This window comes from Alphaproteobacteria bacterium (genome assembly GCA_019746225.1).
Lineage (GTDB): Bacteria > Pseudomonadota > Alphaproteobacteria > Paracaedibacterales > VGCI01 > VGCI01.
The window spans coordinates 1-15,126 of record JAIESE010000028.1 but is presented as its reverse complement, the minus strand read 5'-3'; the positions used below and the strand labels follow the sequence as shown (position 1 = coordinate 15,126).

Sequence of the window (15,126 nt, the reverse complement as noted above, 5' to 3'; positions counted from 1 at the left end):
ACATAGACAGCTAGGGTGAGAATTGTTTGAACGCTACGTTGTTTGAGGGCCAAGAAGACTTTTGAAAGTATAGTATCCATCGTTTAACCTTCCCTTCTCTTGTGACTGACAACGGATTCTAACTGATTATATTATTTTATGCCATCCCTTTAACGATCAACCCCACAAACTCAGATGCCTTTCTCAAGGCTCCTTGGTCAATAGTCGTTTGATATCCCTTCTCTTCAAGAGCTGCAACGATCCCTTCAGTCGCTACGTTGCCTTTAGCCTTTTCACCCTGTTTTGTCGTTGCGTAAGGACAACCTCCCAGTCCATGAATAGCTGCATCAACAACCCGTATTCCGCACCTCAAAGCTTCCAAAACATTGTTCACTGCATTGCCATACGTGTCATGACAATGGATGGCAAGCCTTTCAACAGGAACACCTTGAGCCACTGCCTCAACCATTGCGGCAATCGTCTCTGGAGTTCCCTTTCCGATTGTGTCCCCAAGGGATATCTCGGCACATCCCAGATCCATCAATCGCTGAGCCACGCGAGCCACCGCATGAGGGGCAATATCCCCTTCATAAGGACACGTGATGGCACACGAGACATATCCCCGAACGCGAATCCCTTGGTCTTTTGCCATATCCATCACGGGGACGAATCGCTCATAGCTCTCTTCAATTGAGCAATTTGTGTTCTTCTGACTAAAGGCCTCGGAAGCGGCCGTAAAGATTGACACATTTTGAACGCCTGCCGCAATAGCGTCCGTCATGCCTCGCTCATTGGGAACCAAGGTAGAGTATCTCGTTTTTGGATCTTGATGAATTTGCCGAAAGACCAAATCCGTATCAGCCATTTGAGGAATCCATTTGGGCGAAACAAAGCTGCCCACTTCAATTTCTGCAAAACCACAAGGGGAAAGCAAATCAATCAACTGAACACGCCTTTCAACTGACAAAATTTGACTTTCATTCTGAAGCCCATCCCGGGGCCCAACTTCAACAATGCTGATGAGGGATTTAGACATACAAACCTACAACTCCTATAGAATCTCAGTGATACGTCTTCCCATTATTGGATATTTCTGAATTTTTGCCCACATGATTTATTCACACCCCCAGAAATCAACACTTTCGTTCCTGATTATTAATCAAATTTTAAATAACATTCTTTACTCTTGAACATAAGATGGGAACAGGTCTGAAGAATTTTCTGTGGAACCTTATTGATGACGCCTGAATCGACGCAATTTGACGAGATTTTAAAATGGGACCTTCTCGCCTGTTTATCTCACCTTGCCAAAAGACAGGGGAGGCCCCATTCCCTAAGGAGTTTGACAACTGGTCTTCCTTTAGAAGAAGGAAGAGTTACCCCTCTTCTGTTCATCAGAGCACTGAAGCGTCTTCACCTCAATGGCAAAATATTCAAGAAGAGCTTGAACGAAATTACCAATGACTACACCCCTTGTGTACTCATCATGACAGATGGTCGGGCTTGCTATGTAGAGAAGGTTTCCGAAGATGGATTCTGGGTAGCCACAGAAGAAGAAGTGCTCGGTGTACTGGTCCCTCGGGAAGAAATCACCAAGTCCTACGCTGGCTTTTGCATCTTTTTCAAACCTTCCATGCAAGAGCTGAATAATAAGAAGGAAGGTCCGTTAAGTCAGCATTGGCTCTGGGGAACGCTTTACAAATTAAGGCCCTTCTACTACCAAGTTATGGTCGCATCTCTTTTGACCAACGTCTTTGGTCTGCTGGTTCCTCTCTATTCCATGAACGTCTATGACCGTGTGGTTCCCAACAATACTTTTTCTACGCTGTGGGTTTTATCTATAGGCATATTGGTTGTCCTCTTTTTCGACTTTATTTTGAAAGTTATCAAGGGTCATTTTGTGGATACGGCGAGTAAAAATGCGGATATTGTCTTGTCTAGCGCCTTGTTAGAGAAGATCTTAGGGATGCAAATTTCCGACCGCACCTTATCTGCAGGTGCCTTGGCCAGCCATGTGAAAGAACTCGAAGTCATTCGGGAGTTCTTTTCATCCGTCACACTTTTGTCCCTGATCGACATTCCTTTTGCTTGTCTGTTTCTGGCTCTCATTACTTACATTGGGGGACAATGGTTCCTCATTGCCTGTATCGTCTTTATTCTCATCACCCTATTGTCAAGTTGGATGATGCAACAAATGGTCTACCAACACTCCGAACAAAGTTTTAAGACTTCGAATCGCAAAAGTGGTTTTCTGATTGAGACAATTTTAGGGCTCGAAACCATCAAATCCTTTGGCGCCGAAGGGAAAACACAAAAATACTGGGAGAATTTGAGCGATCACCACGCAACCCATTATAAACACAGCAATTTCTTTTCATCTCTCGCAATCAATTTGACTCAAATGGTCACCAATTTGAATTATGTGATTTTTGTCATTATAGGAGTGTATTTAATTTCAACACAAAGTCTGACCATGGGAGGACTTATCGCTTGCTCTATTTTAGGAACGCGTGCAATTGCACCATTTTCTCAAGGAATTTCCCATTTAATGCGTCTGAATCAGGTTCTCCTGGCATATAAAACAATTGATCAAATCATGAATATGGAAATGGAACGCACATCAGACCGTAATTATTTTCCAAAGCACGAGTTCGAAGGCTACGTCACCTTTAAAAATGTTTCATTTACCTACCCAGGGCAAACTATTGAAGCTTTGCATAATGTCTCTTTCCATATCCAGCCAAAGGATAAGCTAGCCGTATTAGGCAAAATTGGATCTGGAAAAACCACAATTGAAAAGCTTATTTTAGGGTTTTATAGCCCCGCGTCGGGGAGCATTCTCATGGATAATATTGACAGCCGTCAAATTGATCCGGCAGACTTGAGATCTCAAATTGGCTATGTGTCTCAAGATATCTACTTATTTGCAGGCACTGTATTGGAAAATATTCTCTTAGGAGAAGGGAACTTTACAAATAAGGAAATTGAAAATGCCATTGTACAATCAGGGGCTATCAATTTCATCCAGCATCACCCACAAGGAATCAACATGCAAGTAGGTGAAGGAGGACGTTTCCTTTCAGGTGGTCAAAAGCAAACCCTTGGCATTGCAAGAGCGATTCTTCATAATCCACCATTTCTAATCTTTGATGAACCAACCACCATGATGGACCAACAATCCGAACATTGGTTTCTGTCACATTTTATAAAATTGATCGAAGATAAGACATTTATCGTTATCAGCCATAATCCGAAACTCCTATCCTTAGCCAATAAGGTACTTCTGCTGGATGACGGACAGGTAAAATATTTTGGAACAAAAGATGGATTCTTGGAACAAATTAAGCTCAATAGTCCCCCTGGAACCCCAACGTCATCAACACCCGTTCCACCCGAATCCTCGTCAACGCCACCACCACGGACATTCTTATCACCAAAAACAATGAATCCTCCTTCCGGCAATGGGGTTACCCCATGAAGAAGGAAGGCTCAAGTTTCATTTACATCCTCTTTCGCATTGTGCTTGATAGTATACAATATTATCTGATACCTGCCCTAAAATGGCCCTTTCTTAAACTCGCGAGCCTTACGAAATTCTTTTACAAAGGCATAGCTGAAAAACCAGAGCATGCATGGCTAAACCCAGTAGCAGGCGCTCACTTAAGTACGATCAAGGTTACAACCAAAGCCATTTTCTATACCATCTTGACCCTCTTTATTATTTTTGTCATTTGGTCAACCATGTTTGAAATTGATGAATATGTACATGCCCAAGGAAAGATTGAGCCTGAAAGTGAAACAAAGATTCTCAGCCATTTAGAGGGTGGTGTTATCGAAAAAATCTTTGTGAAAGAGGGCGATGTTGTTCAAAAAGATCAAGTTCTTTGCCAATTAAGCGACATTTCCTCTCAAGCAAGTTATCAAGAAAGCTTGAAAACTTATTACCTCAATTGGTCACAGATTATCCGCCTTAAGAGCCAAATCGCGGAGCAAGAGCTCGATTTTCCAGAAGAAATCACGAATTTTTCCCCTGAACTCGTAAATGAAATGAAGGATCAATACAAAAGCCGTATGGACGCTCTTCGAAATGAGAAAAAGATTCTCTTAGCACAGCTCCAAGGAAGCAACAGCGAGCTCAAAGATATGAGAACTCGAATTATTAATTTAACGAGACTTCATCAACTGTCAAAAGAACGTACAGAAATCTTAGAGTTACTCCACAATAAACAGCTACTTTCAAAAACCCAGTATATCCAATCAAAACTGGATACGGCCAACCGAAAAATGGACTTGGAATCCGCACAAATCAATATCGCTAAATTAATTGCCCGAAAGAATGAAGCGAAAGGCAAGCTGAAACAAGTCAAACTTCGATACAATACTCAAGACTGGGAAGAGCTTAAGAACTATGAAGCCCGATTCATTGAAGCCACAAAACTGATCTCCGCCGCAAAGGACCGTCTTGACAGGACAAACATCGTCTCGCCTGTTTATGGGATTGTTCAGCAGCTTTTTGTTCACACCTCAGGGGCTGCTGTTATGGGGGGAAGAGAAATTATGTCCATCACCCCTTTGAAAGATACACTCCTTATTGAGGCCAATGTCTTTCCTCAAGATATTGGATTTATTCACCCTGGAGCACCTGCAACCATTAAAGTATCTGCTTATGACTATAGTATATATGGTGGCCTCGATGGCGTAGTGGAAACCATCAGCCCTGATGCCATCCAAGACCCCAAAGACCCCAATCGCAGCTATTTTCGTGTTCTTATTCGCTCCAAAACGAATACCATTAACTATCGAGGAAAACACTATACAATAAAGCCTGGCCAAACAGTCCAAGCCGATATTATTACAGCCAAACGCACTATAATGCAGTACATAATGAAACCAATCGCAAAATCCCTTGAAGATCCTATGCGCGAGAGGTAGGTTGATCGATCCAGGCTATTTTGACACCTCACCATCAATCCGCAATCAATATATACAAATAAACATTTTTTAAAATTACATACTATACAAAATTTCATATATATTCTCAGAAATACCGAATAAAATCAATTTGCCACAAATAGATTATCGTAATTTTAATAACTATACTTCAGCATATTGATATATTCACAATTCAACCTATATTAAAATATAGAAATGTGAACAATTCATATCCGAACGTTTCTGTTTGCTTTGTTTTACAAAATGGGAAGGCAGGCACCAAGTTATATATAACGAATACCTACATTAGTAAAGGAGTGAGATACTATGGCTACACAAATCATATTTGGAACGAATTGGGATGATGTGCTCAATGGTTTTACGTTAAACCCATTGAAGAGTTACATTATCTATGGAAAGAATGGCAACGATACCCTTACAGGGGGATCCCTTAACGATATTCTTGACGGAGGAAATGGGAACGATACCCTAAATGGAGGGCTTGGGAATGATCTCCTGATTGGGGGCAATGGCAATGATACCCTGAATGGTGGTGAAGGTATAGATGTACTTGATGGAGGTAACGGTAATGATATCTTGAATGGTGGAAACGGAGACGACATTCTGAGAGGAGGCAACGGTACTGACACCCTTTCTGGGGGATCAGGAAATGATACTCTTACTGGAAATGGGACCTTGGCAGGTGAGTCTGCCCTAGTAAATGCTACTTTTAGCGCCTCAACTCCGATTCTTAACCTCGTTAGCGGCTCAGACACCATCTATGGTGGTCGTGATGATGACATTATTGCCGGAGAAAATGTTTTATTTAATCCAACAATTCTAAATGGTGTTACATCCGTAACAACAACGGCAGGTGTCGATATAATATTTGGGGGAGATGGGAATGATATTCTTGTCGGAGAAAACTACATTGAAAACGCTCTCATTAACGATAATAACAGCTTAACTGTAAACATTTATTCCAAAAATGATGTTCTTTACGGCGGGAGTGGCAACGACACTGTAGTCGGGGAAGAATTTTTAGAAACTTTTCATACCATCAATACTGTCGTGGATAGAGTCAATTTCTATGGAGATGATACGCTTTTCGGGGATAGTGGAAACGACTGTATGTATGGTGATCGCATCAACTTTGTACTACACATAGAAGGAAATGAACTTCAAAGTGCTATTGAGAACTTCGGAGATGATGCCCTTTTCGGAGGCTCGGGTAATGATGTATTGATTGGAGATTTTAAAATCAATGAGTTAATTTATACAAGCGACGGTTCCAATATTAGTCGAGAGTTTCATCTGGGTAAGGACACGCTCAACGGGGGAAGCGGCGATGATACACTTTTTGGAGAGTATGTTAGTTTCACAAATGGTCTTGTAACAGATGTTATTACTTACGCAAATGACACTTTTGTATTTTCCTTAAATGGAAACTTCGGAAAAGATGTGATTGAAGATATGAATGCCGGTGGCGTTCAAGATACCTTAAAATTTACGGATGTCAAGAATGTTGGCGCCCCAACCTTAGATGCAGCAGATGTGAATGCACGTATCTCAGCTTTTGTTGCCAATGGTGACGGGAATTTAGTTGTAAAATTCATTGGTGGGGCGCAGATCACTTTTGAAGATGTCGCCTACACAGGACAAAACAACATTCTGCAAGTTGTCGACGCGGCGCACCTCGTCATCGTTTGATGGAAATTTTGTTAAGAAATAACAAGGGCCCCTCGAGGGCCCTTGTTATTTCGTAGGGCTTAAACGCACCATAATGCAGTACATAATGAATCCGATCGTAAAATCCCTTGAAGATCCCTTGCGCGAGAGGTAGGTTGATCGATCCATGTTATTTTAAGACATCACCATCAAACCGCAATCAACATATACAAAACAACATGGTTTTAAAAAACAAAAACCATACAAATTTTCATATACATTCTCAAATATACCAAACAAAAACAACATTTTACGAGACAATTTTCTTAATTTTAACAAACAACATTTAACCTATTGATATTTTCAAAGAAAAACATATTTTATACTATAGAGATGACACTAGAGATGACACTAGCCCATATCTTGGCATTGTTATTTCTTTGGTTTAAATAAGGAGAAGTCGACATCATATTGAAATATAGCTAATACATACTTTTGAAAAGGAGTGAGATACTATGGCTACACAAATCATATTTGGAACGAATGGAATCGACACAATCGATGTTTTAGATGGATTTCATACGATCACGAACAACTTCATTATATACGGCTTCAAGGGAAATGACTTCCTCAGGGGAGGTATCGGCAATGATATCATTTTTGCCGGGGATGGCAATGATACCGTGATGGGAACTGGTGGCAATAACATACTCGATGGGGGCAAAGGTAATGATAATATCTTTGGGGCCGTCGATGTTGGGATCATCAATATTACCTCCCCAGGTCTTGTACCTGTTGCTGAAACTGGAAATCTTCTTTATGGAGGGGATGGTAATGATCTCCTATGTGGTGGCCTGGGAGGCGCCTTCTTAACGGCTATAAATGTAAATACGACGATCGATGTTTCTACCAAAAGCAACATTTTGTTTGGGGGTGATGGCAACGACAAATTGTTTGGCAACGATGGGTCCATAAGCTTTATTGGAACCAATGTCAGCGGCTCAGTTGTGATAAACAATGAAGGAAACACATTATTTGGTGGTGACGGAAATGATTTTCTATGTGGCCATGAGCAGACAGGAGAAATCAATATTCAAAACGCAACCGTTCTAACATTTAGCGATACAGTCAATCAAGCAGGCAGCAACCTATTTGGGGGCGTGGGGAACGACGTGATTTATGGAAGTGCTGAATCCATTAAAATAACGGTTGTGAATGCTCATTGGACAGAAGTTGATAATTGTTCGAGTGACAATCTTTTTGGTGATGCAGGAAATGATACTCTTGTCGGAGATGATCATGCTTGGACTTGGAACTTCACGAATGTCGATGGAACAAATATTTGTACCCGAGGAAATGACGTATTAGATGGAGGTGCAGGAAATGATATTCTCGTAGGGGATGTTGAAATTTTGAAGGCAACTGTTACTAATTCTCCAAGCTTTATCATGGAAGAACATTATGGCAAAGATATTCTTCTTGGGGGTGCAGGCAATGATACTATGTGGGGAGATGTCGTAGATAATAGTGGTGTTTCTGCTCTCGTCCAACAATTCTTTGCCAATGACACTTTCGTATTTTCTTTAAATGGAAACTTCGGAAAAGATGTGATTAAAGATATGAATGCCGGTGGCGTTCAAGATACCTTAAAATTTACGGATGTCAAGAATGTTGGCGCCCCAACCTTAGATGCAGCAGATGTGAATGCACGTATCTCAGCTTTTGTTGCCAATGGTGACGGGGATTTAGTTGTAAAATTCATTGGTGGTGCGCAAATCACTTTTGAAGATGTTGCTTACACAGGACAAAGCAGCATTTTGCAAGTTGTCGACGCGGCACACCTTGTCATCGTTTGATGGAAGTTTTGTTAAAACTTAACAAGGGCCCCTCGAGGGTCCTTGTTATTTCGTAGGACTTAAACACACCAACTCCACACCCTCATCACAAAAGTCACCTCGGGCGAAGGGAAGTGCCTCCACAAGCCCAGCATAGGGCGCACAGATCGTGTGTTCCATTTTCATAGCTTCCAGGATCAACAACGGCTGTCCGGCCTCAACAGCCTCATTCTTCTTTACAAGAACCGAGACCACCCGTCCCGGCATTGGCGCCATGAGGTGAGAGGGCCCTGTCTTTCTGTCATCATTGGCATTGGGAGCAAGGGGACGCACGCGATAGGTTCGATCATTCATGATAATCCGAATTTCTTCATCTTCCTCAAAAATTTGAGCCTCAATCTTCTCTCTATCGATTGTTACCAATAGCTTGTTTTTATCAGGCATGTATATATCCTGAGCTTTATGGACCTTACCAGCATACCTTATGCCAATATGGTCGGGTGCGAAGCATAAGGTTACTTCCCCTCCTCTATCAAATCGATTGGTGTGAACTGGTGGAGAATTCAACCGCCACCCATCCTGTTGAATCCAAGCAGAGGATTGAACCTCTAAGGGAAGCCGTTGATAGTGCCACAGCGCTGCCAAAATATAAGCTTCCTCAGGTGCATCTCTTTCCTTTGCCCATTCATCGACATAACGATCGACAAAGCCAATATCGATCTCATCTCGAATGAAAAATGGGTGAGCCATAAGCCGTTGAAGAAATTTTAGATTGGTCTTTAGACCTTTGACATGGGTGTTCGCAAGCGCATCCTTCAGGTTAACAATCGCTCGTTCACGATTTTCCCCCCAGGCAGAAATCTTAGCAATCATCGGATCATAGTAAATAGAGACATCGTCTCCCTCTCGAATGCCCGTGTCAATCCGCACATTTTTGACGATTGGAAATTCAAGCTGGGTGATGGTGCCTGTTGAGGGCAAGAAATTGTTATCGCCATCCTCCGCATACAAGCGCGCTTCAATGGCATGACCTTTTGGTTGAGTCTCATTTTGCTCAAAATACAAAGTCTCGCCTGCTGCAACACGCAGCTGCCATTCCACAAGATCCAGCCCCAAAACCATTTCTGTCACAGGATGCTCGACTTGCAACCTTGTGTTCATTTCCAAAAAAAAGAACTCCCCATTTTGGGTCACTAAAAACTCAACCGTCCCAACACCTTCATAAGAAACTGCCCGAGCAATCGCGATGGCTGAATTATGAAGTCGTCCCCTCAATGCTGTTGAGAGGGAAGTTGAGGGAGCTTCCTCAATAACCTTTTGGTGTCGACGCTGGAGAGAGCAATCTCGTTCAGATAAAACAACACACTTCCGATGTTGATCACACAATATTTGAACCTCAATGTGACGGGGAGCCTCAAGATATTTTTCCAACATCACCTGATCATTACCAAAGGCAGCCATGGCTTCACGTTGACAGGCCTTTAAGGCTTCCTCAAAGTTTCTGATTGAATGGACCAGACGCATGCCCTTTCCGCCGCCCCCGAAAGTTGCCTTAATCAATAAGGGAAACCCGAGTCGACGGGCTTCACCCTTCAAATCCCCCTGTCCATCATATCCCGAAATGACAGGAACGTTCACGGAAGTGGCAATTGCCTTAGCCTCACTTTTTGAGCCCATGATTCGAATCGCATCTGGCGTGGGACCGATGAAAGTCAACCTCGCAGCATTTACTTTTTGGGCAAAATCTGAATTTTCTGACAAGAAGCCATAACCCGGATGGATGGCTTGTGCCCCATTTTCGTGGGCTGCTAGGATTATTGCCTCTCCGTTGAGGTAAGTTTCTTGGGCTTCCTCCCCGGGAAGGACAATGGCCATATTCGCCATTTGCATATGCTTGGCTTCACGGTCAAAGGTTGACCCCACCGCAATGGTTTCAATGCCGAGACGGTGGCACGTTTCTTGGATGCGACAGGATATCTCTCCCCGATTCGCAACAAGAACGCGCTGAAATGCTTTGATTTTACTTGGATTTAACGACACCATATTCTTCAAGGAACCCAGGAAGGAGTGCGCTTAGACAGGAAGGCATTGATCCCTTCTTGTCCCTCGGCTGATGCCCGAATGAGCGCAATACGCCGTGCTGTCTCTTCATGTATTGTTGCATCTATGGGGCGCGACTCGACAAAACGGATCAATTCTTTAGATGCCTTAATTGCTTCAGGACTTCCCTTCAATATTGAAATCGCCAGGGACTCAACGGTTGCGTCCATCTCCCCTTCACCCACTACTTGATGGATCAATCCGAGGCGTAAAGCCTCGTCGGCACTCATACGGTCCGCTGTGAGGACATAGCGCCGTGCTTGTCGTTGACCGATGGCGTTGATCACATAAGGGCTAATCATCGCTGGAATCAGCCCCCATTTCACTTCAGACAAGCAAAAGAAAGCTTCCTCACTACAAATAGCAATGTCACAAGCCGCGATCAGCCCGACACCTCCCCCAAAAGCCGCCCCTTGCACACAAGAAATCGTTGGTTTGGGGCATGTATCTATGATATCCAACAAATGAGACAAATGCTTGGCATCCTCGACATTTTTTTCCATAGTATAAGCCGCCACGCGCTTCATCCAATTCAAGTCTGCCCCCGCCGAAAACACACTCCCCGAAGCCGCCAACACAATAGCCCGAATGGAAGGATCTTGCCCATAATCGAGAAAGGCTTTCGCCAATACCTCAATCATTTTTTCATCTAAAGCATTATGGACAGAGGGGCGGTTGAGCGTAATCTTGGCAATGCCGTTTAAACCCTCCATTAATTCACATAGGATCACAGGTTCAGTCATGGTTTCATTCTTTCTAAAAGTTAAAGTCTAAAGACACCGAATTTTGTTGGAGGAGACACATTCTTTTGACTTAAGGCTAACCCCAACCCTAAGATACGCCTTGTCTCTTTGGGGTCGATAATCCCATCGTCCCACAGACGAGCAGACGCATAATAGGGATGGCCTTGGGTGTCATACTGGGCTTGAATTTCAGCGCGAAGAGATGCTTGGGCCTCTTTGTCCAATTTCTTTCCCTTAGCTTGATCCCCTTCAGCCTTTACCTGTGTCAGGACCATGGCTGCTTGCTCTCCCCCCATTACAGAGATGCGCGCATTAGGCCACATCCATAAAAATCGAGGGCTATAACCCCGCCCACACATGGCGTAGTTTCCAGCCCCAAAGCTCCCACCGATGATCACCGTAAATTTAGCAACGGACGCACAAGCAACCGCATGAACCAGCTTCGCCCCATCCTTCGCGATGCCACCTGCCTCATATTTTTTGCCAACCATAAACCCGCTGATGTTTTGCAAAAAGACCAAAGGAATATTGCGCTGACAACATAATTCGATGAAATGAGCCCCTTTTTGAGCGCTTTCTGAAAATAAGATACCATTATTAGCCAAAATGCCCACCCAATGACCAAAGATACGGGCAAAACCACAAACCAATGTTGAGCCATATAAAGGCTTAAACTCATCAAATTCACTGCCATCAACAATCCGAGCAATGACCTCGCGGACATCATAGGGATGTTTCAAATCTTGAGAAACAATGCCATAAATTTCCTGGGCATCATAAAGCGGAGGTTTGACATCAACAGGCGGGTTGAGCTTATCTTGGTTGAGAGAGGCGACTGCCTGACGAGCCAGGGAAAGTGCGTGAGCGTCTGACGTGGCCACATAATCCACAACACCAGAGTGTCTGGCATGCACATCAGCCCCCCCCAATTCCTCAGCGGTCACGACCTCTCCTGTGGCCGCCTTTACCAAAGGAGGCCCCCCTAGGAAGATAGTCCCCGTTCCTTCAACGATAATAGCTTGGTCGGCCATTGCCGGAACATAAGCACCACCTGCCGTACATGACCCCATGACAACGGCGATTTGCGGAATGCCTGCTGCCGACATTTGGGCCTGATTATAAAAGATACGTCCGAAGTGATCCCGGTCCGGAAAGACTTGATCCTGGTTAGGGAGATAGGCACCACCCGAATCCACTAGGTACAAACAGGGCAGTCGATTCTCTCGCGCAATTTCTTGAGCTCGCAAATGCTTCTTCACAGTTAAAGGAAAGTAAGTGCCGCCCTTTACGGTGGCATCATTGGCCACAATCATGCACGGGCTCCCATGAACCGTCCCAATACCCGTCACAATGCCGGCAGCTGGGATAGGGTCTCCATATACCTCATAGGCTGCCAATTGAGACAGCTCCAGAAACGGACTCCCAGGATCAATAAGATGATCTATGCGGTCCCGCACAACCATTTTGCCACGTTCTTGATGCTTAGCAACAGCCGCAGCACCACCCCCTTCGGCAATGCGAGCGACCTTGTCCTTCAGATCCTCGACGAGCGCTGTCATTGCCCCCATATTATCCTGATAGGCCTTTGATTTTTCCTTCACCAGGGTCTGCAAAACAGGCATCACCACTCATCCTATCATTTAAAAAATCGCGAATATATAATACTCTCTTAAAATTTAACCAGCTTTTGAGTTTCAGTGCAAGGAGGGGAGAAATGTGAAAAGAATCGGCCTCCCCCACTGATGGGGGAGGGTCGATCGTGATCAACTCTAATAGCTTCTTGTTGCGTCTGTTAAGTAGCTGATTTGTGGTTTATTAATGACACCATCTTGCTTCATCATTTCACGCAAATCATCAGACTTTAAAAAAGTCTTTGCCAAAGCCAGATTTTTGGCTTCAAAAATGACCGTAACGTCGTTTTCATTGACGTTGTCCCTCAACACACTCAACGTTCTGAATCCGTGTCTATGCGCTTCTTTTACATGAACATCGAAACCAGATCTCCAGCGAGAATAGTCAGCGACTTCGTGACGAACGAGTACGATTGTAGACATTTTATACTCCTCTTGTTGAATCTGTTAAAAAGCAAACTTCTGGTTTGCTAATTACGCCAGCGCGATGCATGATGTCACGTAAATCATCTGACTGTGTAAATTTTTTCGCTTTTTCAAAATCTTGTGCTGCCAGTAGAATTGTTACGCTGTTTTGATTTGTACTATCACGCAAAACGTTGACGACACTTAAACCATACTTTTGGCGTTGTTGTTCATGGTTATCAAAAGCCACTTTCCATGTTGGAAAATCAGCAACCATGTGACGAACTAATATATGTTTAGACATTTCGTCCTCCATTATTTGTTAGAGTTAATATTATTACACTCGAACTATTAGATTATAGTATTATTGGTTAAAGTGAGGTTAAAGATGTTGAGCTATATTTTGATTACTTTTAGCAACTAGATTTTCTATAGATATTATTACAGGAAGCAAAGTATTTTACACGAATCCAACAATGACTGTCATCCTGGCACTTAGATGTTGTAAATCTTCGCGAGAAGCGAAGCGTTACAACATCTTAGGAGCCGGGATCCATGTATTTTATAATATTTCAACAAATTACATGCGAGATGATTTAGGAGTAAGTCCTTTTATGTGGGGTTCCGTAGGTTTATCATAAATAGCGTAAGAGGCTTCCTATCTAATTAAAATCAAATCCCAAACACCCACTTTCATCCATAAAGATATAATTCATGACTGCATTTATTCTGTATTGTTGTTCTTTACCCCGTCGGCATGAGGTTCCCGAAGCGGGTGAGTTGACCCTCAAAGTAAAGGCGCACGGTCCCGACTGGGCCATGGCGTTGCTTGGCGATGATAACTTCCGCCTGATTGGCAATTTGGTTCATCCGGGCTTGCCACTCGGCATGCTTATCCGTGCCTTCAGGCGGCTGGCGGCGAACCTCATAATACTCTTCGCGAAAAATAAACATGACCACGTCCGCATCTTGCTCAATGGACCCGGATTCACGCAAATCAGAAAGTTGTGGACGCTTGTCTTCCCTTTGCTCCACCGCACGAGAGAGCTGGGACAAAGCGATGACAGGCACATCTAGTTCCTTCGCAAGAGCTTTCAGAGCCCTAGTGATGTCTGAGATTTCTTGCACACGGTTCTCGCTTGAGCGTTTTGATCCACCCCCTTCCATCAATTGAAGGTAGTCGATGACAATCAACCCTAGCCCCTCCTGCCGTTTCAGACGTCTGGCACGGGTTCGCAAAGCTGACACAGTCAGTGCCGGTGTATCATCAATGAAAAGAGGGATGGTGCTCAATCGCCGGCTGACTTCCACAAACATCGGGAAATCTTCCGCTCGAATCTCTCCCCGACGAATTTTGTCAGAAGAGACGCCAGACTCAGAAGCCAAAATACGAGTCGCTAATTGTTCGGCGGACATTTCGAGGGAGAAGAAGGCAACAGAAGCGCCGCTTTTATTATTTTCCATGCTGGCTACGGCCGCATTAAAGGCAATGTTAGTAGCCAGGATGGTCTTTCCCATGGAAGGACGACCCGCGATGATCAACAAATCTGAAGGATGCAAACCGCCGAGCCACTTATCAAGATCCGTAAGGCCCGTTGTGACGCCTACGATGTGACTATCTCGACGATAGGCCACTTCTGCCATTTCAATAGAAGTTGTTAATGCCTCCCGAAAGCTCTGAAAGCCACCAGACACATTGCCTGTGGTTGCCAAATCAAACAGCTTCTTTTCCGCCTCTTCAATTTGCTGAGTTGCACTAACTTCCAATTCATGGGTCCGAGCGGTTAAAACCATGCCCTCCCCGATCCCCATCAATTGACGTCGCAGGAAAAG

General features: G+C 43.9%; 11 protein-coding genes. 4 read left to right on the top strand and 7 right to left on the bottom strand.

Annotated elements, in window-relative coordinates; translation table 11 throughout:
• Positions 1–136: 136 nt before the first annotated feature.
• Positions 137–1,015, bottom strand: coding sequence for a hydroxymethylglutaryl-CoA lyase (locus K2Y18_05440; protein MBX9805180.1), 879 nt, complete (start codon positions 1,013–1,015; stop codon positions 137–139).
• Between the two features lie 201 nt (positions 1,016–1,216).
• Between K2Y18_05440 and K2Y18_05435 the strand changes: the two genes are divergently transcribed.
• The 4 genes from K2Y18_05435 to K2Y18_05420 all read left to right on the top strand — a co-directional run bounded on the left by K2Y18_05435 (position 1,217) and on the right by K2Y18_05420 (position 8,435).
• On the top strand, positions 1,217–3,457 hold the full coding sequence (locus tag K2Y18_05435) for a type I secretion system permease/ATPase (GenBank protein ID MBX9805179.1): 2,241 nt from the start codon (positions 1,217–1,219) through the stop codon (positions 3,455–3,457).
• Entirely contained in the window at positions 3,454–4,911 is a 1,458-nt protein-coding gene (locus tag K2Y18_05430) for an HlyD family type I secretion periplasmic adaptor subunit (GenBank protein MBX9805178.1), read from the top strand. Before K2Y18_05435 ends, K2Y18_05430 begins: the two co-directional genes overlap by 4 nt.
• A 327-nt stretch (positions 4,912–5,238) precedes the next feature.
• Positions 5,239–6,621, top strand: coding sequence for a hypothetical protein (locus K2Y18_05425; GenBank protein MBX9805177.1), 1,383 nt, complete (start codon positions 5,239–5,241; stop codon positions 6,619–6,621).
• A 473-nt stretch (positions 6,622–7,094) separates the two neighbouring features.
• Positions 7,095–8,435, top strand: coding sequence for a hypothetical protein (locus K2Y18_05420; GenBank protein ID MBX9805176.1), 1,341 nt, complete (start codon positions 7,095–7,097; stop codon positions 8,433–8,435).
• A gap of 45 nt (positions 8,436–8,480) precedes the next feature.
• On the opposite strand, the gene K2Y18_05415 is transcribed toward K2Y18_05420, so the two are convergent.
• The 6 genes from K2Y18_05415 to K2Y18_05390 form a co-directional block, all read right to left on the bottom strand.
• The gene (locus K2Y18_05415; GenBank protein ID MBX9805175.1) at positions 8,481–10,457 is read right to left on the bottom strand and encodes an ATP-grasp domain-containing protein; all 1,977 of its coding nucleotides are present in this window, start codon (positions 10,455–10,457) and stop codon (positions 8,481–8,483) included.
• A 5-nt stretch (positions 10,458–10,462) separates the two neighbouring features.
• Positions 10,463–11,257: an enoyl-CoA hydratase/isomerase family protein gene (locus K2Y18_05410; GenBank protein ID MBX9805174.1), complete on the bottom strand. Its 795-nt coding sequence runs from the start codon at positions 11,255–11,257 to the stop codon at positions 10,463–10,465.
• A 20-nt stretch (positions 11,258–11,277) separates the two neighbouring features.
• Positions 11,278–12,879, bottom strand: coding sequence for a methylcrotonoyl-CoA carboxylase (locus tag K2Y18_05405; protein MBX9805173.1), 1,602 nt, complete (start codon positions 12,877–12,879; stop codon positions 11,278–11,280).
• 147 nt (positions 12,880–13,026) lie between these two features.
• Positions 13,027–13,311, bottom strand: coding sequence for a hypothetical protein (locus K2Y18_05400; GenBank protein ID MBX9805172.1), 285 nt, complete (start codon positions 13,309–13,311; stop codon positions 13,027–13,029).
• A 1-nt stretch (position 13,312) separates the two neighbouring features.
• On the bottom strand, positions 13,313–13,597 hold the full coding sequence (locus K2Y18_05395) for a hypothetical protein (GenBank protein MBX9805171.1): 285 nt from the start codon (positions 13,595–13,597) through the stop codon (positions 13,313–13,315).
• A 440-nt stretch (positions 13,598–14,037) separates the two neighbouring features.
• A partial coding sequence (locus tag K2Y18_05390) for a replicative DNA helicase (GenBank protein MBX9805170.1) occupies positions 14,038–15,126 on the bottom strand: 1,089 nt, incomplete at its 5' end.